Genomic DNA, 22,445 nt, shown 5'->3' on the forward strand with positions numbered 1-22,445 from the left:
TTTTATTTAGCGAACAAGGACTGTTATGAGTCAGAAAAATTTCAGCAAATTGAACGAGACCGAGCTTGAGTATGTCGATGATAAAACAGCGGCACTACTCCTCAATACGCCCACCAGTGCGCGAATTATGTTGTGGGTGATCGTTCTGTTTTTTATTGCTGCTATTGGGTGGTCTGCATGGGCAGAGATCGACAAAGTTACCGTTGGCCAAGGCAAAGTGATCCCCTCCTCTCAGATCCAAGTGGTACAAAACCTTGAAGGTGGCTTGGTTAAAGAAATCTTAGTTAAAGAAGGCCAACGCGTTCAAAAAGGTCAACAACTGCTGTTAATCGATGACACACGATTCCGTTCTGACTTCCGCGAACGTGAACAACAAGTCGCGAACTTGACCGCCAACGTGTTAATGCTTTCCGCTTCCCTGACCAGTGTTGTCATCAATGAAGAATTCTCTGAAAAAGAATGGAAGAAAAGTGTCACTCTCGATTATGGCAAGCTTGCGTTCCCACCTAAATTCTATGAACTTCAACCTCAACTGGTTAATCGTCAAAAAGCAGAATACCGTCAAGATCTCAATAATCTGAGAAACCAGCTTTCCGTTTTTGATCAACAAGTTGAACAGAAACAGCAAGACCTAGTTGAGATTAAAGCGCGTGTTCGAAACCTAAAACAGAGCTACCAGTTTGCTCGCCAAGAACTGGATATCACCAAACCTCTCGCCGATGAAGGGGTGGTACCACGAATTGAATTACTTAAACTGCAAAGACAAGTGAACGACACTCGCCGAGAAATGACTTCGAGCGAGCTAAAAATTCCTCTTTTACGCTCAGCAATCAAAGAATCCATGCTCAGCCGTATTGACGCCGCACTGAACTTCCGCTCCGAACAACAAGAAAAACTCAATCAAGCCCAAGACAAGCTCTCTGCAATGACCGAATCTGCCGTTGGCCTAGAAGACAGAGTAAACCGTACCGTGGTGGTTTCTCCTGTAACAGGCACCGTTAAAACATTGGGTATTAATACTGTCGGCGGGGTTATCCAACCGGGTATGGACATCGTTGAGATTGTACCAACAGAAGACTCTCTATTGGTTGAAGCGAAAATCGCCCCGCAAGATATCGCGTTCCTACGCCCAGAATTGACTGCCATCGTTAAATTCAGTGCTTATGACTTCACTAAGTACGGTGGTCTAGAAGGCGTGTTAGAGCACATCAGTGCCGATACCACTCAAGATGAAGAAGGCAATAGCTTCTATATCGTGCGCGTGCGCACCGAAAAACACAATTTTGGACAGAACGAAGAGTTGCCAATCATTCCAGGTATGACCGCCTCTGTCGATATCATCACGGGTAAAAGAACCGTGCTTGAGTACATGTTGAAGCCACTATTAAGCGCTCAAAACAATGCACTAAAAGAGTAATGACGTTTGATGTTTGATAACGCCTTTCAATACACAGCAAATAGACAAGAGCAGAGGCTATGAAGTCTCGGATTTCGCTATTGCTGCTGGTCCTCACCTCTTTCACCTCTGTGGCGCTCAACAAGAGCGACCAACGGTGGATAGATGCAGTGACCAAAACCTACGGCGATAGAGCCGGAAAGCGAGTGGCAACATGGCGCTCAAATATGACGTCATACGACGGATTAAGTGAAAAAGAGAAGCTCAGGTCGGTGAACCAGTTCTTCAACCAGATGTACTTTGTCGATGACAACATACTGTGGGGAAAGAATGACTACTGGGCAACACCACTGGAATTTTTAGGCAGCAACGCCGGTGATTGTGAAGACTTCACAATCGCAAAATACTTCTCTTTGCTTGAACTGGGCGTCCCAGATAAGAAATTACGATTAGTGTACGTAAAAGCACTGGAACTAAACCAGTTCCACATGGTGTTAGCTTACTACTCAACACCGAGTGCAGAGCCATTAATTTTGGACAACTTAAACCCTGAAATTAAACGCGGTTCCAAACGCCCAGATCTACGACCAATTTACAGTTTTAACGGTAAAAACCTTTGGTTGATCAAGTCGGCAGCAGGCAGCGGCAAATTGGCAGGGAAATCTTCAAGATTGAGCTTATGGAACGACTTACGTTCACGTGAGCGCTCTCTAAAATTAAACAAACCCATTATCAATTACGATGAGTAGGTACAATGACTTTATATAAACAGCTTGTGGTCGGGATGGTTGCAGTGTTCATACTGCTGATGACGTCAGTTTTTATGATCGAATTCAATACCACCCGTGGATACTTAGAGGAGCAGCAACGCTCTGAGGTAAGTAATACCATTAATACTGTTGGACTGGCTCTCGCCCCTTACCTAGAAGAAAAGGACAAGGTGGCAGTGGAGTCTGTTATCAACGCCCTGTTTGATGGCAGTTCTTACTCAGTCGTTCGATTGATCTTTCTCGATAGCGGTGAAGACATTCTCCGCTCATACCCTGTAAAGCCAACTGGCGTACCAGAGTGGTTTACCAACCTAAACCTGTTCGAGCCTGTTCATGACCGCCGCGTGATCACCAGTGGCTGGATGCAATTGGCCGAGGTCGAGATAGTAAGTCACCCAGGCCCTGCCTACGATCAACTTTGGCAAGCATTCATCCGCTTACTGAGCATATTTGGCACGATCTTCTTGCTCGGTTTGGTGTCTATCTCTTGGATCCTTAAGCGCGCTTTACGCCCGCTCTCGTTGATCATTACCAAGATGGATCAGATCGCCAAGAATCAGTTTGGCGAACCTCTGGCTCGTCCAAAGACAAAAGATCTCACCTTGGTTGTCGATGGTATCAACCACATGTCGACTCAAGTTGAACTGGCATTTAAAAACCAAGCGAAAGAAGCTCAGAAGTTACGTGAAAGAGCATATATCGACCCTGTATCTCAGCTAGGTAACCGTGCTTACTACATGTCTCAGTTAACTCAATGGTTAGAGGAGTCGAGCTTAGGTGGTTTAGCGGTACTTAAAGCGGAGTTTATCAGTGAAGAGTACGATGAAAAGGGCTATCAAGAAGGTGATGCCTTGGTTCATCAACTGGCTGAACAGCTGCAAGCTTCAATTTCATCACCAGACATCACCATCGCTCGTATTTCTAGTGACGAATTTGGTTTCATCATGCCAAACATTGATGAGAGCGAACTGAAACTTGTCGCGAGCAGCATCGTAAACTGTATCCAGAGCCTAGGTTCAGACCCAACAGGCACTGCGAACCCACACATTGCTCTTGGTGTGACATACAGCAACACGCGTAAAACCAGTACTGAAATCATGTCGCTGGTGGATAACGCACTTTCAAGTGCCAAGGCGAATCGAGAACTTGCTTACGGCTACGTAACCGCAGACGATCACGGCGCAGTGATGGGCAAACAACAATGGCGTATGTTGGTTGAAGAAGCGATCATCAACGACCTCATTACCTTCCGTCTGCAGGCTGCAAACAATGCCTTTGGTAAAACGTATCACCAAGAGGTGTTCTCTGCGATTGAAAAAGATGGCGTGCGTTACGGTGCTAACCAGTATCTATACGCGCTAGAACAGCTTGAAATGAGCCACATTCTCGACCAATACGTTATTGAGAAGATGGTTGAAAAGCTCAATGCAAAAGAAGTAACCAGCCCAGTCGCTATTAATCTCTCGCCAAGCAGTATATCTCAACCAAGCTTCATCCGTTGGATCGGTAAGACGCTTGAACAGAATGCTTCAATCGCTCACCTGCTGCACTTTGAGATTCCAGAAAACTGCTTCATCAACGTTCCGCACTACACGGCACTTTTGTGTAACACCATTCGCAACGCTGAAGCGGTGTTTGGTGTCGATAACTACGGACGTAACTTCCAATCACTGGATTACATCAACGAATACCGTCCAAGCTATGTGAAGCTAGATTACCTGTTCACACATAACCTTGATGACGAAAAACAGAAGTTTACCTTAACGTCGATCTCTAGAACCGCTCACAACCTAGGCGTCACCACCATCGCGTCTCGAATAGAAACTCAGACTCAGCTAGATATTCTGTCTGATAACTACGTAGAAGTGTTCCAAGGCTTCATTGTTGATAAATAGTTGTAAGGGTTATATCACATGCAAGATCCACTATTGAACTCACTGATCTACGTTAGCCGGTATTACGGGTTAGCTAACTCGCCCGAAGCGTTGATCAATGGGCTACCACTATCCGATGGAAAGCTAACCCCTTTCCTATTCCCACGCTCTGCTGAACGAGCAGGATTAGTGGCAAAAGAAAACCGTTCCGACTTAGAAAAGATTCCTCACCTGATACTGCCTGCGGTCTTACTACTTAAACAAGGTGAGGCGTGCGTTCTCAACAGTATCGATTTAGAGAAGCAAGAAGCGGAAATCATTACTGCGGAAAGCGGAATGGTGCCAATCATCATTCCTGTCGAAGAGCTGAAAGAACAATTCATCGGCCGCTACTTCTTGGTAAAGAAACAGTTCCGTTATGATGAACGTTCACCAGAAGTTCTAAAAACACGTAAAGGGCATTGGTTTTGGAGCACGATTTGGGAATCTAAAAACATCTACCGAGATGTGTTGATTGCCTCCATTCTTATCAACATCTTCGCGATTGCCGCGCCGATGTTTACACGCTTGGTGTACGACAAGGTAGTTCCCAACCTCGCCTTTGAAACTTTGTGGGTGCTGGCAAGTGGTATCTTTGTCGTGTTCCTATTCGATTTGCTGCTCAAATTGATGCGCAGCTACTTCATTGACGTTGCCGGTAAGAAATCCGATATTCTCATTTCCTCCAAACTGTTCAGTAAAGTACTGGGGATTCGTATGGAAGCGAAGCCTGCTTCTGTCGGTGCTTTCGCTAAAAACTTGCAAGAGTTCGAATCCATTCGTGAATTCTTTACCTCTGCAACCATTGGCTCGTTAATCGACCTCCCCTTCGCACTGATGTTCTTAGCGCTAATTTGGTTAATGGCTGGAAACCTTGTGTTTGTTCCCGTTGCTGGCGTGGTCATTTTGATCGTCTATGCATTGCTAATCCAAGGTCCACTGCGCCGTACCATTGAGGAAGGCTCTCGTCTTGCTTCGCAGAAGTACGCGAACTTAATCGAGAGTTTGGCAGGGTTAGAGACGGTTAAGCTGTTCAGTGCGCAAAGCCAATTCCAATTCCGTTGGGAAGAAGCCGTTGCTCACATGGCGAATTGGAATATCAAAAGTCGACGCATCACTGACAGCATCCAAAACACCGCCGGCTTTGTTCAGCAAAGTACTAACGTTGGTATGATCATCTTTGGCGTGTATCTAATTGCAGAAGGTGAACTTACGATGGGTGGCTTGATCGCTGCAACCATGTTGAGCGGCCGAGCGATTGGCCCGCTTGTTCAGCTGTCTTTGCTTTCGACTCGTTACAACCAAGCAAAGTCATCAATGACTCTGATTGAGCAAGTGATGTCGATGCCTGATGAACAAGAAGAAGGTAAACGCTACATTCACCGTCCGATTATTCAGGGCCATATCGCGCTAGATAAAGTGACGTTCCACTACCCAGATTCACCAGTGGCTTCAATTAGAGACTTAACCCTCAATATTAAACCCGGTGAGAAAGTGGCGATCATTGGACGTATCGGTTCAGGTAAAACCACACTAGAACGTCTGATTATGGGCCTCTACAAGCCCACAGAGGGCCATGTACGCATTGATGACACCGATATGGAACAACTGCATCATGTCGACGTACGACGCAATATAGGCTGTGTGCCGCAAGACAGTAACTTGTTCTACGGTTCGGTAAGAGACAACATTACTTTAGGTCGCCCTTTAGTAGATGACCGTGACGTGATGGATGCAGCAAACCGTGCAGGGGTAACCGCGTTTACTCAACAAGATCCGGCAGGTTTGGAACGCCAAGTGGGTGAAGGTGGTGCCTTGCTGTCTGGTGGTCAACGTCAGTCAATTGCCATTGCTAGAGCCTTCCTTGGCCGTCCGCCAGTGTTGTTGATGGATGAGCCGACCAGTGCTATGGATAACCGTTCAGAGATGCACATCAAACACCAACTTAACCAATTGCTACCAAGCGAGACGTTAATTCTGATTACACACAAAACGTCGATGTTGGACATTGTCGATCGAGTGATCGTAATGGAGAAAGGCTGCATCATTGCAGATGGTCCAAAAGCACAGGTTCTTTCAGACCTTAAACAAGGTCGAGTGAGAGCAGTAAGCTAGAGTGCTCAAGCTACCTAAATAAATCATTATCAGTAGAAACCAAAAGGGGAGCATCAGCTCCCCTTTTTTATTTGTCAGTATCGGCACCTTAACCATACGTAACTTTGTGTTCAGCACAAAAGTCTACAAAGCAATATCCTCTTGCTCCATCTTGAATGAACATTGGATCTCGTATTGGTTGAATGAGAAAACACTTCCGCCATGGGTTCGCTTGGTTGTGACTGTCTCATCACCAAATTGAATCGTCACTCGGGTATACACTTTTTCGTGAACCTCTACCGTGCATTCAGCAAGGTTGGTTTCAAACTCCGCTTCGAGTGTATCTAGCTGAGACTTTGTGTTTTCTATTGCAAGGTTATTCTTCTCACGTTGCTGCTCAATTTCTAGGGCTTGCTCTTCGCTTCTCTCGGCTTTCGGGCGCTTCTTAAATTCTAACTCTTGGCGAATTACACCCATGGTTTGCTCTTGCGTATGTTTATAAGTTTCCTTCAGCTCGGCTATCTTTTGGCGGTAGCCATCGTAGCGCGCAAAACCATGTACCTTGGTGGCGGTATCTCCCTCAACGCCTAAGAAGACACATTCGACCTTTCCGCCGACTTTGGCTTCACCACCGCTGAGCGTGCCGTGTTTTTTCAAACTGTCCATCACGATAAGGTTGTTACCACAGCGAATGTCATTACTCATACTGTGCACACCAAGTCGAAGGTCATTGGCCGTTTGTAGCTCAGCATTCTGTGCGTAACTTGCGGTGATAGAACCTTTGCTAAGTACTTTACAACTTTTTGGCTCACTCTCTTTAGTCGTGTGGCCGATAATGCCTTTGGCGACTTTGATATCCCCCTGGGCTTGAACTTCGGCCGATTCGATAAAGCCACCAACCGTAACACTTCCGGTCGCCTTGACGATCATACCCGGCTCGATGTTGCCAGAGACAAACACATTACCTTTAAATTTAACGTGCCCAGTTGAGACATCGACGTTGCTGACACATAAGGCGTCATCCACTTCGATGGTTCGATCTTTAATGATGGGCAATCCAGGGTGTGAGGCGAGTAGTAAATTGGGATCTTCAGGGGAGATGTAGGTGCCCTTTCCAGGCTTGATTAAACTGTCTTGTCCAGGAAGCGGTGGGATAATTCGGCCTTGAACGGTAAAGCCAGCGATACCTTTGGTAGCGGGGGTACGTTTCATTAAGTGATCATTTTGACCAACGGTAATGGTTTGTCCCAAGTCTCGCATATCAATCTTGCCTTCGTCTTTGCTGCGAGGCTTCAAGACTTGGCGAGTAATGTCTTCAACCAAAGCGGCAAACTTAGCGTCTTTACCTTTTACTGGTTGTGTCCCTTTAGCTACGGGCTGAGTAAACTTTTCACCGGACTTAAGTTTGCTACTCATCATCAGAACTTTTCTGAGCGCTAACTTATTTATTCCTTTTGTTATTTGAGCTTGAGATAAACAATGAATGATGTCGCTGCCACGCAGTGGGTGTCCATTGTAGGGACCAGTGACCACGAGGCTCGCCAACATCTCATCATCAGACAGTTCGACCGCAACAGTGGCATTTCGAACTTCGGCAATCAAGATTCCTTCATAAGCTTCACCCTTACCTTCTTTAGCAAGAGTAACGAAACGCAACACCTCTTCTTCGAAAAGAAAATAGTTTGATGCATTCAAAGCTTCCAAAGTTGGTGGCAGCGTCTTGTTATCAAAGCTTGCGTCAACCACAGTCCCGGTTGGCAGACATGCCATTACTTGTTGCTTGTCTTCCGACAATGTAACGATGTTATCCCACATTCGAATTGAGTATCCCTAATGACTCAGTTGTTATTCAGTCTATATAATTCATTCTGCGCTGAGTATCACATTATTAGAATAATCAGCGTCACATCACTTACTTTCGACTCTGCAAACATGACTCATAAATAAGACTTACACATTTTATGATCTGCTTCGCCTTTACAAATACATAGGAAAATTTTTTCAGAATATTTCGTGCGATTGAATGTTGATTCGATGTAGGGCTAGATAGTAAAGGCGAATAGCTTTAGAAGATTAAAGGCTGTAGTGGAGAGATGAAACAGAAGTGATGTAACAGATAATCAGGGTAAAAACGGATTTGAATATGGAGCTTCAGTTTACAGTGTAAATCCAAGATTCTAATTTACACTGTAAATCTAATTTGTAGCGGTCAGTCTATTTAAATGATGGCTAGCCTATTTACACTGTAAATTTGCTAGCAAAACATCGACATCTTTACGAAACTGAATCTCTGCTTGTTTACGACCAACAAGATTAAACTGTTCGACACAAGTCCCCCACTCTTTCTGCTGAACAACCTTTGCGATGAGTAAGTCAGAAATACCTATGTTTCGATCGTTGCTGAGTAGAATCAAGTTCAGTACGCTGAAGCTGATCGCATCATAACTGTTGCCACCGTTCACGTGATTTCTAACTAACTGAGTTTCAAACTCGCTAACAGTGTGAACACTCTTTGGCAGCAGCGCTCGTACCATATCGGTTTCAAGTGAAACCAAAGAACCTGAAACAAGAAAACAGTAGCTACGCTCGAAGTGATTTTGAACTTGGCTTATCCAGCCTTGAGAGTTTGAGTTAAGCGCCTTAACCATCAGAACCGAGTGACAGCCACTGGCCTGATCTCGCTGGTGGCCGATGTGCACAGCTTCAAATTCACTACCACGCCAAAAAGAAATCAATTCGCTGGTCGCGCCAAAACTTGTCGCCAGATAATCTGCTTGGCTGGTTTGCTGTGATAACTGAGCCAACATCCAACGGCCAATACCCAAACCTTGATGACGCGCTGAAACAGCAATGCGCATCACTCGAAGGCAACGACTGCTCGCCGCATGAGTACAGCCAAGTTGGTTTGCCAGTAATACTGGAGCAAGGTGACCTTGAGGCCTGCGTTTTCCAAGTTGAATTTGAGTAATCAACTCGCTGTCCAAACCACCCTCTTCCGTCACTAACATACAACCTAAACATTTATCTTGCTGCCAAGCGGCGTATAAACGGATTGCTGGATTGTTGAGAAATTGCATTAAGTCATTTGGCGAGGTCTGATAGTGCGCATCCACGAGAAGAGAAAAACATTGTTGTAGCTGCTCAGGATTAGCCAAGCATTCTGATTTTGATAACTCGCCCAAGTTTAATTGGTTGATTGCGTCAGCAGAAAAGCCTTCGATTTCATCAACCGCCGATTCAGTGACTGATGCGTCATTACCAAGTAGGAAGCAATCAAACAACCAAGCTTCTAGCGGATCGTTGCTATTCCAACGAATCGGTTGTTCGAGCTTAAAGCCTTTCCACCCCGGACGATGCTCAGAAAGCCAAGACTCAAACTTAATACCGAACCCTCGTCCACTGCCTTCGTAACCGTGTACCGTGGTCGAAAAAACCATACGGTGATAGATGTCGACCATGGATTTAAGCATCGGAATTGGAATTGTAGCCGCTTCGTCAACAAATAGAAGGTCACAATCGGGCTTGGATTTAAGTAATTCATCTGGCGCGACGAATCTCAAACTTCCCCCTTGATGGCGAATGTGAGTAGCGTTGACCACTTCGCAAGATTCTAACCCTTGGCCAGCATGAGAAAATACCGGCTCTACCGCTTTCACTGAAGGCGCAGTAACAATAATATTAAAACCGTGACGCTCAACTAACAGCTGCGCTGCGGCAATACCCAATGTCGAGCTTTTACCACGCCCTCTATCCGCAGTGAGAATCAAAGGACGTTTACGATGTCCAGACACCACTTTTTTGACTAATTCAACAGCCGTGTTTTGCTGTTCAAATTTATCCAATCCGTTTTGGGCGCTTTGCATCTGAGGAAGAGCGTGAGTTGCTTGAACTACATCGCCGGCTTCATTATGTTGTGAAACAGAAATCAGTTTATCGAAATGACGTTTTAACCAACGTTGGCCAAAGCTTTCACTATCTTCAGAGGCATTAACTTTTGGCGGCAACACCAACAACAACCCACCACCAACTAACGAACCCAACGCGGCACTAAAACCATTCGCATCGAACTGCTCTCTAAAATCACAAACAAGAACTTGGCACTCACGACCAAGCAGTTGTTGGCCTTTTTTTACTGGAGCATGAATCACACCTTCAAATGGCGTACCGCCAACCTGGAAGATGCTCGGAGTGTTTGAATCTTGAAGGAAGGTAAAAACAGCAGAGTTTTGCCAATCAAAATCGCCATCAAAGACCACGCCGTAACGGTGATCGTTATGCTGAGCAATATTAGAAAGTGTATGTAGAAAAGTGTTGGTTGGGTTTGTCATAGTTAGCGTCCAGGTTCATCTAAACACAGTTTATCACAGCCAAATAAAAAGCCGCATAAAGCGGCTTTAGAGGAGTAATGAAAAGTCGTCGACTTAGTCGAGCTTCGATTGTACGAAGGCGAGGATTTCTTCCATTGTTGCGTCATCAACTTTCTTAAGGTTCAACGCCAAGTTTGAACCCTTGCGGCTGTATGATACGCGGCCCTTAATAAGCTCAACTTTTGGAGAAGCTTTCTTCGCTGGCGCTGGCGCCAATTCAAGAATCCAACCTTCCAATGTTTCGGTCACGTCTTTGGTTAGACGAGTTACGCCTTGAGCTTCGCTACGCTGCCATACAAAACCTTCAGAAGCATCACACTTAGTCAGCAGTGTTTGCTGCTGTTCACTCGTCAATCCACCAAACTGCTTGTGCAGTTTAACAATAGTTGGACGACCAAGGTCGCTCACATTTGGGTAAGCTTGTAGCAATTCAAGTGGCAAAGCGGCTGCTTTCAATGCACCACTCACCAAAGCTTCACTGCACTGGAACATTTTTGCCAGTGCTTTCTGGTCTTCAGCTTCGCCTTTGTCCAGCTTCGCTTGCATCTCTTTGCCCTTCTCGTAAAGAGAAAGCGGTTTATGAGCGTTAGCTACGTCTGATAGGAATTTAGCGTGTTCGCCGTTAATGTTTTCAGCAACATAGATTAGGAACTCTTTGTCAGCCAAAATACATGACATACGACGACGGCTACCATCAAGAACTTCAATCTTACCGTCTTTGTTCTTACGACCAACTGCTGGGTATTGCTGACCACGTTCTTTCAATGTTGTAAGAACATCAGAAAGCGCGTGCTCGTTTAAGAAAGATTGCTCACGAGCATTCTCTTCAAAGACAACCGTTCGAGTTGCCACTTCAGCCGCAGGAATTCGAACCAATTCAAATGAAACCAAATCTTCGCCAGCAACAGAAAGCTCAATCACTTGAGCCTGTTCTTTTGCCGCTGTTTGCGCTTCTTGTGGTGTTGCTACGCGACGTTTGTTTGCTTTACCAAATAGCTTTGCATTTAAGTCAGATGTTTTAATTGCCATTGTTGTTATCCCTGATTAAGTGAAGGCCAGTTGCTATGTAATACACGCTCTAATTCTAGAGCACTTTTTTGTACTGCGTCTTGAGCAACAGCTAGAGTTTTCTTACCGCCCTCAAAGTCGCTTACCGTTAGATCGAAAACCGTGCTGTAAGTGTCAGCACAGGTTTCAAAAGCACGGCTTCTTGGAATGGTTGCCATCATTACTTGATCATTCAACAGGTAGTTCATTTCCGTCAGAACTGACACCTGTTTCTTGTTGTCGTCTTCAAACATGGTTGGCATTAGACGAACAAACTCGAGACCTTTCCAATCATCCGGGAACATTTCGTAAACCGTTGGTAAGTGCTGGAAGAAGTTAACCGTTGAAGCCCAATCCAAACGCTTAGCTGCACATGGAATCAGAAGTGCGTTCGACGCGTACATTGCATTCCATACTAGAGGGTCAACGTGCGGGCCGGTATCAATCATAATCACATCGAAATCATCGGCGATTTTGTCGATAAGCTTCTCTTTTAACAGACGAACAATATCAAGTGACTGATCTTGTGAAAGGCTTTGCCACGCTTCAGCGTTAAACATCGCATCTTCTGGGAAAGCAGAAATTGTCTTCAGGTTTGGATACTGAGTTGGCAATAGTACGTTCTTACGAAGAAACTCTAGATCGACATCTTGGCCTTCAGGCACATTGTCCAACATGATATCGACGGCAGAATAGATGCTGTCGTGCTCTGCCCCACTAATTTGTGGATTTAGGAACAGACGCAAAGAGCCCTGTGGGTCCAAGTCAATCAGACAGATACGGTAGCGCTTATCCAAATTCAGAGACAAACAAGCGGCTAAGTGAACTGCTGTCATTGATTTACCCGTACCACCCTTCTGGTTTTGTACGTTGATAATCCATGGCTTATTGTCAGCGTGCTGCTTACGTTCATGGAACTTCGGCACTTCTGCCGCGTCCATCAACATGTGAGCTTCTGTCAATGAAATCGAGTAATGATTAGCGTTGTTCTTTGTGAACTGATGGCCATCAGCTTCAAGTTTAGTGATCGCTTCATCGAGCTTACGACGCGTTAAACCAGAACGAGTCTCCATCATAGCTTTAGACATTGGAGGGAAATGTTCATCACTTCGCTCTTCCAAAATAATCTCAATTCGGTCAGCCTGAACTTGTTGAGTTTGTTCGGCTAGCTGATAGAGCTTATCAATCGTTTGTTCTCTTTTCATTGCCAGTTTCCGTAATGATTAACTAAGTACAAATTGTACAGCGATTAACAACAAACACAACAAAAACATGAACATACATTTATGAGTAAAATCACATAAAATAGACCGCGTTTTTACAATTTGATGAAACATCGCCTTAGACAAACACAAAAATGACTGTTTCTATCATGTATAACCATGCTATTTCTAGTCTACATTTAAAATGTTACAGCATCACTTATTTACAATGTAAATGGAATTTCAACGAAAAACCTTCGGAACGATTGAAATACAACCGTAGATTACGGTTGGTGTGATTTGCATTCGAATTTATAGATTTTCAATCCAATAAAAATTAAAAAACACTCAATGACCAAAAAATTCAAAACAGAAGAGAAGATGGGGTGTCAAAAAACAACAGAGGATTGGAACCTAACCGGAAGAATGATCATGGAGCACATCCAGTGTAAGATAATTGATAACGCCAAATTATGAAGCATGATCAAGGCGTAAACTGAGCAATATTGATCCGAGCAACTGCACATTGAAAATGATCAACCTCCGGAAAAATGATCAAGTAAACATAGTTCCGGAAGCATGTAATTTATGAACTAAGTTACGGACAAATGCTTTTGGAATGGGGATTCAACGCCTATAAGGGCTCAATGATTGAAAATTCAATCGACACAGACCAAGAATACACAAACATGACAATTTCATGATCATGCTTCCTAGTTAAGACCCACCCGCTCTAAATACATCAAAGCAATCCATTTCCAGCGGATACAGACTAAATTTTGCACTCAATAGGGTAGGAACGATAAAAAAGTATGCTCTCTTGATCATTGTTCCGATAGATTGCCACCACAAGTGTCCACTTAGACAACTCAAAAGCGACTTAGAAACCGATGTTGAATTCCGATCTGTGGATAAGCTGTATAAGTATAATGATCATGCTTTCGAACCAATAATGATCATGCTTACAATGACTTAATGATCATCGTTCTGATGTTCTGTGATCATGCTTTCTTAAGTTTAATGATCATAGTTTCGGAACCTTTATGATCATGCTTTCCAAGGCGATTTATTTTAATGCTTTAAATTCAGCCACTTATAAGCAAGGTTACGTCCAGATCATTAGATCACTTAATCATTTAAGATCATATTAATCAAAAAGATCAGTTATTTAAAAGCCAATAAATTCTCTTTATTTATGATCATTCTTTCTTTATCATTCAGGAACTATAGTGAAATTACGGTTAGTGTGATACGGATCAAAAATGAAACCAGAAGAGAAATTGTTAATTAAGGCACGAAGCCACAAAGATGGTCATTTATTTGAGGTATCTGAAACAGCCGTTGAATGGATAGAACAATATCAACACTTCAAAGGTGTCACCAAAAGCATAGTTGAGCTTCTTAACCTAATTTCACTTCGTGGGTTTAGCAGTAAAGACGGGTACGTTTCCACCACTGAGATTATTGAATCAACCGATGGTCAAGTCACTCGCGCAGCCTTACAGCAAAGGCTGAGAGCTGCAGTTAATATCGGATTGTTCAAACAAATCCCCGTTCGCTTTGAAGAAGGCCTTGCTGGTAAAACCATGTTGCATCGCTTTGTGAACCCAAACCAATTGATATCGGTGCTGGGTGCCACCAGCTTAGTGACAGAAAGCGTGAAGCAAAATGAAAAGCAAAAGCGCTCTAAAGCCCTAGCTCAAACCAAAGTAAACAAGCGCTTACTGAATGAACATGGGTTGAATACCCCACCAACGATGAAAGATGAAGCGGATCAATTCATTGTTTCGCCAACCAATTGGGCGGGGATTATTGATCAAGCGTTAGCGCCACCTAGAACTCGTAAGAGCTACCAGAAATCCATGGTTTCGATCTCTGGCACTCGCGCTGTGATCGAGACACGATCTTCTAAAAATATCATGACCGTTGACGATCTGATGACGCTATTCGCGTTATTCACTCTCACCGTTCAATATCATGATCATCACCAAGATGATTACCATCTAGACGCGAAACACACGCCAAACAAAACACCACTCTACATCACTGATATTTTGTCTTTACGTGGCAAGAAAGACAGCGGCCCTGCACGTGATTCTATCCGCGACAGTATTGATCGTATCGAATTCACGGATTTCCAACTGCACGAGCTTACAGGTCGTTGGCTTAGTGAGAACATGCCAGAAGGCTTTAAGAGTGATCGTTTCCGATTCTTAGCTAGAACCATTACCGCATCGGAAGAAGCGCCTACAGAAGGCTCTGACGGCGAAATTCGCATTAAACCGAACCTATACATCCTGGTTTGGGAACCTTCGTTCTACGAAGAGCTGCTGACGCGTGACTATTTCTTCCTATTTCCGCCAGAAATCCTGAAGCAACATACCTTGGTTTTCCAAGTGTATTCGTACTTTAGAAGCCGCATGGCACGTCGCCATTCAGATAGCATGTTGCTCAGTGAGCTCAACCAGAAATTGGCGCGTAACATCGATTGGCGTCGTTTCTCGATGGATCTGATCCGCGAGCTCAGAAAATTGGGTGAAGCCGGGGATCAAGAAGATACCTTCCTGGTTAATCTATGGGGTTATCACTTGACGATCACCGCGTTGATCGAAAAAGGGAAAACGACCGATTATCAGGTAGATATCAAATGTAATGTGGAAGAAGTATTACGTTACTCAAGAGCGCGTACCACTAACGCAGGTAAGCGTAATATGGCACCAACGCTGCCGAACCCACTTCGTAACGAAATGGTGTCTAAGCAGAAACTGGAAGAGCTGTCTGAGATTATCGACGGTGAGTTTGAACCCATTCAGCGTAAAGCACCGTCGCCAAGAGGCAAATTGGGACGTCGAGTTAAGCAGCGTAAACACTCTGTTGAGATCAACGCTGACGAGATCATGATTACTCTCTCTAAATATACCTCTGCAGAGGCTCTAGAACGCAGCATAACGGCTTTATCTGCTATGACAGGGCACTCACATGCCTCAATCAAAGAAGAGTGCTCAGAGCTCATTGAGAAGCTTGATTGGTTGAGAGTAGGGGAGGACGTTATCCCATACGAAACACTGAGTCGCTTGATTGAGCTATATAACGACCGAGATAGCACCAGCAATCGACATCTGTCCATTGAACGTTTGATCTCTGGTTTAGCGGTGCGTCGTAAAGTGTGTAAACAAGTTCATGAAGGTCATTTAGACGAAAACGTGTTCCTTGCGCTCGATGAAATGGCGATTGGCCACTAGTCATTATCCTATCGCGATAAGCCTGTTTTACCGTCGCTGAATGGATAGTTTTGAACACATTAGGTGCTGATTAAAATCGCACCTAACGCTGACAAAGTGATGACAAAGTAGCGCATCTAGTTGATTATTATGTATCCCGAATAGACAACCTTTGTCCTTTCTTGTGATTAATAGATTGGCTCATATTTTGTTACATCATACTGAATAGATTTTTGCGAGTTCCCAAGGGACTCGCTTTTTTTTGCCTAAAATTCAGTCAATCATTAAAATTCAATAGCTTACAGAGTTAAACGTCGAAGCATGATCAAGGCTCGATCATGCTTTCTACGGATCTAGCTCTGGTGAGATTCTGATTTGATGCTTGATCGAGAAGGGCTTGATCAGTGGAGATGGCGTTGAATAATTCCTTGATCATCGTTTCGGGGATGGGTTGCCATAAAGCGTACATGCGACTCGATCAATTTTTCAGACTCTGCTTTCCAACGTGGTTCTTGCTGTTGGTTCGTAAACTCCAAAGCCAATACACACAAGTGTTGTAGCCGCTGTGTACACCACTCTTGCAATCCTGCTTCTGATTTTGGGTCACATGACACCGCTTGCAGCTTACTGTAGGCAAACATTAGGTATTGGTAGGCTTTATCTTGATGGCTTGAGCTGTTGGCCTCCTGCGAAGCCAAGTCCGGATTCGATGAATCCGCGAGGTGGCGATAGAAAGTAAAGATTCTCAGGCATCCGTCTAGCCAACATGCGATGCCTTTGCTCTGCTCATCCGTGATCAATGGCCCCCAGAGCGCATCTGGAGGCGTTAAGATCAAAGGTTCTAACCGGTCCACTTGATCATGCTTTCGGTCTTTGTACCAATCTCCGATCCGCTCTAACCAAGTGTCTAGTTCATTCATGCAACGTTATCCCACTGTTTTACAAAGTGATTATCAGAAACTTGTTTGATTTCATGCTGTATTTCACTGCTCTGCTCTCGAATACGATCAGCGTCTATTGAATAGTTTGGCTCATTTTTGACGAGTTCGCCAAATGGCAGATCGGGATCTGGTACCGCAGAGATCAACAACTTAGTGTACGGGTGTCGTGGATTGGTTAAGATCGACTGGGTTGATCCCCATTCGACGATCTGTCCTTTGTACATAACCGCTGTCTCTTCTGCGATGTAATGTGCTGTGGCAAGATCGTGGGTTATGTACAAAAAGCCAATCCCCAACTCTTGCTTCATTTTTTGCATCAGGTTCAACACGCCAAGTCGAATCGAAACGTCCAACATCGAGGTGGGTTCGTCAGCAAGAATAACCTCAGCGCCAACGGCCAGTGCTCTCGCTAGGTTAACCCTCTGTCTTTGGCCTCCACTGAGCTCGTGCGGGTATTTGGCGAGCGTTTCGATGGGTAACTCCACCAGCGTTAATAACTCTTTGAGGCGTTCTGTGAGAGCCTGTTTAGTGGCTACCTGTTTATGGATCTTAAGTGGGCGCGTTAAATGGTGCTCAATGGTGTGAGTGGGATTAAGTGAACCAAAGGGGTCTTGAAACACCATTTGCACACGGCTGCGATAATCCAAGATATCTTTACGGCTTTTCAGCGTAGAGATGTCTCTGCCTTTGAACAGTATCTCTCCCTCTGTCGCAGGGTAAACCTTGGTCATCAATCGTGCGCAGGTGCTTTTCCCGCAGCCAGATTATCCGGCTAAGCCGAAAATCTCGCCTTAGCCTATGTGAAAGCTAACGGATTTGATTGCATTGAAAGAGGGGAAAATGAGAGTTGGATCAAACCACATTTCTTATGGGGAATCTTTTAAATATAATTGCAGAAAATGGCTTTGGCAAAGTTTAAATGAGGCATTTATTAATTAGCTTTGTGAAGCGTCGGAATCATCACACTTCAGTACAGAATTTCTTAACAAGCGAAAAAGCATTTGCTACAGATTACCTGTCCATTACATGGTGCTTTTCGGAGGAAAACATGTCCATTAATTCTATCAACCATGATGAAATGACAAATATTGCAAACAAGTGGGATGCTGAAGAAGAAGTATCTTTCAAACCAGAAAAGAAAATGAAGTCTGCTGAAGCTCGTCGTCGTATCGAGACTCTAAGAGAAATTAGAGAAAGCGGTTTGAGTCTGGAAGAAGCGAGGGAGCTAGGTCTTATTCACTAATAATCCCCATTGCATTTAGAAGGGTGGCACAACGCCACCCTTTGATTTATAAGTGTTTTTTCATGTTCCCTATCCAGATTTAATCAACTCCTTGATTCTTTGGCTCACTGTTCCGTTTAGCCTATCCCTTGTGATATTACGCTTTTCAGATGAAAAACACGCACATGGCATACTCTTGAGCTAAGTTGTTTGACAGTCATATTCAACGCCACTAATTTTAAAGTTAAAGCAAAAATATGCGATGTCGTTGGTAAGGAGAAGGCTATGTCTAATTCTGTGGCTCAAGCTAAAGAAGTGCTGTTTTACGAACCCGAAGATCCGAACGGATACCTGTCAAATTTTGCCGCTTGTCCTATCAAGGTGGGTGATCAAGTTTGGGCAACCAGCGAACATTATTATCAAGCGATGAAGTTTGTCTCCGAAGCGCTACGTAATACCATTTTGGAAGCCAGTACACCTGCTGAAGCGTTCTCTTTAAGTCGTGACTACGAAGACCAAGTTCGCGAAGATTGGTATGACATTCGTGTTGAAGTGATGCAGTTTATTGTGACGGAGAAGTTCAGACAGAATCCACAGTTTGCGCTGTTTCTTACCAATACCGGAGATTCGGTGATCAAAGAACATTCGCACAAAGACCACTTCTGGGGCGATGGCGGCGATGGAACCGGCGAGAACCATTTGGGTAAGATTCTGATGGCAGTGCGTCACCAGCTTCGCACTCAGCAACTGCATTTAATTGCTTCGCACTGATTCGTCGATTCAGATAGCGGCATGCTTATCATTACTCCTTAGACGCATTTAAAAGGCCGCCCTGCTATCTAGTATGAAGCAGGGCGGCCTTTTCGGTTTTAGAGAGTCAGGCATCAACGAGAGTTAACGTACGTGACTAAGCTATCCGTTGATAAGTTCTACGTTACGCTGGTGCTATAAGTAACTCTGTACGATGTCGTCAAGCTGTCCATCGTCTTTCATTTGGTCTAGGCGTTGGTTGATGAAGCTTTGCAGCTTAGGATCCATCTCAGGGTCAAACGCCAAATGGATAGGGTAGTTATTGATGACAGAACCAAACTCATGCATCTGGTAATCATCAATACTCAGTTTTTGCTCGTTTAGGTTGTATTTGATTCGTGATTCCATTTCCACAAACACGGTGTCGCCAGGTGCTCGGTTCAGGACACGAAACGCAGCAGTGTAATCTTTTACTCGAATCTCGTTGAGCTTGCCCTGTTGGATATAAGATTCCAAGTTCGGATACTCAAATCCTTTCAGCAATACCACGGCTTTCCCATCGAGATCATCGATTGTATTGAACTCAAATGGCTTTTTACCGCTGCTGAGTAATACGTGTTTTACATTGTAAATCGGGTCTTCAGATAGGTTCGCAGATTGAATATTCCCCCAACTAGGGCTGCCATAGGTAACCCAGTTTGGATTCTCTCTCGCATCGAGCTTGTCGATCATTCGATTAAAAGGGTAGGTGTGGTAGTTGATCTCATATTGGCTGTCATCAAACACGGCTTCCACAATATCTGAAACAATTCCTCTGTGAGATGACCCGTCAGTTTCGATTTGAAAAGGTTGCGCTTGGCTCGCAATAATGTAGTAGTGAAGAGGTTCGCTTGCAGAAGCATAACTGCTTGAAAACAAACTGACTATGGATGCAACGATAAGATGTTTTTTCATAACCTTCCCTAGTTATTTGATGAATGACTACTATTATACTAGTTGAGTAATTGTAGTTTGCTAGGATAACAATAATGGTAATTTGTGTATGGTGACAAAAGGAAAACGCTACGTTGGACTCTCCCGACAGTTGATCGGGATGATAATAGCGATCAGTACCTTATTCACAGTTATAGTGACAGGTCTCGGGTTGTATGTAGAGTACCAAAGTCGAGTTTCTTTTATCAGCTCTCAGATCGAGCAGGTCAAGGCTGGCTACCTTTCTGGTTTAACGGCAAGTTTGTGGGTTGAAGATCGAGAGCAATTGTTTGTGCAAGCCGAAGGCATCTCTCGCCTCCCTTCGGTCAGTTACCTTCTTATCGAAAGTCCCGATGAAAAAATTCTAGAGTTAGGTCAAAAGACCGAAGGCCAATCTTATTCTCAGTCTTGGGAAATGGTGCACCAGATGGGCGGCACAGACTTCCCGTTGGCGACGCTCACGGTGCAATCAGACTTGAGCATGATCCTAGATGACTTTGAAGAACGAGTGTTATTGTTGCTCGCCTTCGAAGCCGTTAAAATCTTCTTGTTGTCTCTCGTATGTTTAACCATCGTCTATCGTCTTGTCGTAAAACGTTTGATGACTATGTCTTCCCAAATCAACCAACAACAGGTCGAAGACAACAAACCGCGCTTTATAACGCCAACTCACTCTACTTACAAAGATGAGATATCGACTCTAGAGAGTAGCTATAACCGATCGGTAGAACGTATTCGTCAACAATATCAAGAGCTGGAAAAAGCCAAAGATGTTGCTGAGGTGGCCAACCGCAATAAAAGTGAATTCCTTGCCAATATGAGTCACGAAATCCGTACACCAATGAATGGGATTATCGGGTTGTCGTCTTTGCTCTCTGAAATGGATATGCCGAAAGAGCAAAAAGAGTACATCAACATGCTCAACACCTCTTCTCTTACGTTGCTCGACTTAATCAACGACATTCTCGATTACTCGAAGATCGAAGCGGGGCGACTAGAGCTTCAGCAAGAGCCGATGAAAATGATGGGCATTGCGGCCGACGTTGAATCAACCTTTCGAGTGAAAGCCGAACAGAAAGGGCTTCGATTCCAATTAGCGATCGACCCTAAGATCCCAACCATGGTGATTGGCGACGGTATACAACTAAGACAAGTCCTAAATAACTTAGTAGGTAACGCGATTAAATTTACCGAGCATGGCCACGTCACGCTCTCGCTTCGTTTGGAAGAGGTGGTTGAGCCTGAGCAAAAACTCAGAGTGAGGTTCGAGGTTGTCGACAGCGGTATCGGTATTGCAGAAGACAAACAGAAATCGGTGTTCGATAAGTTTCAACAAGCCGACGGCAGTACCACACGTATTTATGGAGGCACAGGGCTTGGTCTAACAATATGCGAGAAGATAGTGACATTGATGGGCAGCAAGCTTGAACTCACCAGTGTTGAAGGTAAAGGCAGTACCTTCTATTTTACGGCTGACTTTGACCTGTGTTTAGAAGCCGATGAAAGCAATATCGATTTCAATAAGGTTTCGGTTCTGCTTGTGGATGATAGCCAGCTGAACATGCGTATAACGTCTACACAGCTTCAATCCTTTGGCGTTAAGTCTGAGTGCTGTGAAACGGCAAACCAAGCGTTAGAGTTGGTTTCAGAGTCTGTGGCTAAGTCATCACCTTATGATCTCGTTCTGATAGACAAAGTAATGCCGTCCGTTGATGGCTTTCAACTGGCGAGAAGCTTAGTTGAACGCTTTGGTAGCGAGTGTCCCAAGTTAGTGATGATCTCTGCTGACCCTAGAAAGCAAGATGAAGCTCGTGCTAAACAAGTCGGTTTTGTTGCCTACATTGCGCGTCCTTACCAAGATAATCAGCTTAAATGGACCATCAGTGAGGTACTCGCGAGAGCGGCTGATACTTCAGTCTTTACCTATCCGAACAGAGGAGAGGTTGCGTTTAAAGACAATGAACCTGTGCCGTTAAGTAAACCTGCAGCGGTTGTTAAAGATGCTCCCATTGTCTCTGTAAACGCCACACCAGCCGATAAACAAGCTCCAATTCAAGCAGAGTCAAAACCTGTCGCAGTTGCCGGAGAATTTAGTGGTACAGTTTTAGTTGTTGAAGACTCGCGAGTAAACCAACAAGTCGCCAAGATGATGCTCAAGAAGCTTGGCTTTGAGGTTGATATTGCCGACAACGGTGAAATTGGTGTCGAGAAATTCAAAGCCAACGAATACGAGATGATTTTTATGGATTGTCAGATGCCGGTTCTCGATGGCTTCGAAGCGACCAAGCAGATCCGAGCGCTCGAAGAAGGGGCTGCAAAGCATATTCCAATCATTGCGCTGACGGCCAACGTCGTGCAGCGAGACAAGCATTTGTGCTTCGATGTAGGCATGGATGAGTTTTTACCTAAACCGGTTAACCAAGGCAAACTGAGAGAGATCGTAGTGAGTTTCTTGTCGAAAGAGACGGAATCAAACAAAGAACATGAGCAGCACATTGTTTAGTTGAGTATCTCTAATCTTACTTTCATTAAAAGAGTAATGAGGCGAAT

General features: G+C 44.4%; 14 protein-coding genes and 1 pseudogene. 8 read left to right on the forward strand and 7 right to left on the reverse strand.

The genetic code is table 11. From position 1 onward, the window contains the following. The first annotated feature begins 25 nt into the window (after window positions 1-25). Genes BCU07_RS14885 through BCU07_RS14900 form a run of 4 tightly spaced genes read left to right on the forward strand, consistent with a single transcriptional unit; the run spans window position 26 to window position 6,194 of the window. A complete protein-coding gene (locus tag BCU07_RS14885) occupies window positions 26-1,417 on the forward strand; it encodes an HlyD family type I secretion periplasmic adaptor subunit (RefSeq protein ID WP_017061206.1) in 1,392 nt (463 codons plus the stop codon). A 59-nt stretch (window positions 1,418-1,476) separates the two neighbouring features. Beyond that, window positions 1,477-2,145 carry a transglutaminase-like cysteine peptidase gene (locus BCU07_RS14890; protein ID WP_019823329.1) on the forward strand — a complete coding sequence of 223 codons (669 nt, stop codon included), beginning with the start codon at window positions 1,477-1,479 and terminating at the stop codon, window positions 2,143-2,145. 5 nt (window positions 2,146-2,150) lie between these two features. Next, window positions 2,151-4,061 carry a LapD/MoxY N-terminal periplasmic domain-containing protein gene (locus tag BCU07_RS14895; protein ID WP_102428094.1) on the forward strand — a complete coding sequence of 637 codons (1,911 nt, stop codon included), beginning with the start codon at window positions 2,151-2,153 and terminating at the stop codon, window positions 4,059-4,061. A gap of 18 nt (window positions 4,062-4,079) precedes the next feature. Next, window positions 4,080-6,194 (forward strand): type I secretion system permease/ATPase, encoded by a 2,115-nt coding sequence (locus BCU07_RS14900; RefSeq protein WP_102428095.1) that lies wholly within the window; start codon window positions 4,080-4,082, stop codon window positions 6,192-6,194. Window positions 6,195-6,317: 123 nt separating this feature from the next. On the opposite strand, the gene BCU07_RS14905 is transcribed toward BCU07_RS14900, so the two are convergent. From BCU07_RS14905 to BCU07_RS14920, 4 genes are all read right to left on the reverse strand, one after another. Then, window positions 6,318-7,988: a DUF342 domain-containing protein gene (locus tag BCU07_RS14905; RefSeq protein ID WP_102428096.1), complete on the reverse strand. Its 1,671-nt coding sequence runs from the start codon at window positions 7,986-7,988 to the stop codon at window positions 6,318-6,320. A 419-nt stretch (window positions 7,989-8,407) separates the two neighbouring features. Continuing rightward, window positions 8,408-10,501: a GNAT family N-acetyltransferase gene (locus BCU07_RS14910; protein WP_102428097.1), complete on the reverse strand. Its 2,094-nt coding sequence runs from the start codon at window positions 10,499-10,501 to the stop codon at window positions 8,408-8,410. A 93-nt stretch (window positions 10,502-10,594) separates the two neighbouring features. Further along, window positions 10,595-11,569, reverse strand: coding sequence for a ParB/RepB/Spo0J family partition protein (locus tag BCU07_RS14915; RefSeq protein WP_017061212.1), 975 nt, complete (start codon window positions 11,567-11,569; stop codon window positions 10,595-10,597). Window positions 11,570-11,574: 5 nt separating this feature from the next. After that, complete coding sequence (locus BCU07_RS14920) at window positions 11,575-12,792, reverse strand: ParA family protein (RefSeq protein ID WP_017061213.1); 1,218 nt, start codon at window positions 12,790-12,792, stop codon at window positions 11,575-11,577. Window positions 12,793-14,051: 1,259 nt separating this feature from the next. Here BCU07_RS14920 and BCU07_RS14925 point away from each other — a divergent pair. Then, a complete protein-coding gene (locus BCU07_RS14925; RefSeq protein ID WP_017065140.1) occupies window positions 14,052-16,031 on the forward strand; it encodes a replication initiator protein RctB domain-containing protein in 1,980 nt (659 codons plus the stop codon). 380 nt (window positions 16,032-16,411) lie between these two features. Here BCU07_RS14925 and BCU07_RS14930 read toward each other — a convergent pair whose 3' ends face one another. Together BCU07_RS14930 and BCU07_RS14935 are read right to left on the reverse strand one after the other, a co-directional pair. Then, a complete protein-coding gene (locus tag BCU07_RS14930) occupies window positions 16,412-16,930 on the reverse strand; it encodes a transcriptional regulator (protein ID WP_102320933.1) in 519 nt (172 codons plus the stop codon). After that, window positions 16,927-17,715, reverse strand: a pseudogene (locus tag BCU07_RS14935) (ABC transporter ATP-binding protein); the annotation flags it as partial. The pseudogene BCU07_RS14935 and the gene BCU07_RS14930, both read right to left, overlap by 4 nt. 284 nt (window positions 17,716-17,999) lie before the next feature. Between BCU07_RS14935 and BCU07_RS14940 the strand changes: the two are divergent. Both BCU07_RS14940 and BCU07_RS14945 read left to right on the forward strand, forming a co-directional pair. Beyond that, on the forward strand, window positions 18,000-18,194 hold the full coding sequence (locus BCU07_RS14940) for a hypothetical protein (protein ID WP_017061218.1): 195 nt from the start codon (window positions 18,000-18,002) through the stop codon (window positions 18,192-18,194). Between the two features lie 189 nt (window positions 18,195-18,383). Beyond that, entirely contained in the window at window positions 18,384-18,944 is a 561-nt protein-coding gene (locus BCU07_RS14945) for an NADAR family protein (protein WP_102428098.1), read from the forward strand. 174 nt (window positions 18,945-19,118) lie between these two features. Here the strand turns inward: BCU07_RS14945 and BCU07_RS14950 are convergent, their stop codons facing one another. Further along, window positions 19,119-19,877 (reverse strand): substrate-binding periplasmic protein, encoded by a 759-nt coding sequence (locus BCU07_RS14950; protein ID WP_065584480.1) that lies wholly within the window; start codon window positions 19,875-19,877, stop codon window positions 19,119-19,121. Window positions 19,878-19,965: 88 nt separating this feature from the next. Between BCU07_RS14950 and BCU07_RS14955 the strand changes: the two genes are divergently transcribed. Beyond that, entirely contained in the window at window positions 19,966-22,398 is a 2,433-nt protein-coding gene (locus BCU07_RS14955; RefSeq protein ID WP_102428099.1) for a response regulator, read from the forward strand. Window positions 22,399-22,445 lie beyond the last annotated feature (47 nt).

The sequence above is a fragment of the Vibrio sp. 10N.261.54.E10 genome, from assembly GCF_002877735.2.
Lineage (GTDB): Bacteria > Pseudomonadota > Gammaproteobacteria > Enterobacterales > Vibrionaceae > Vibrio > Vibrio crassostreae_C.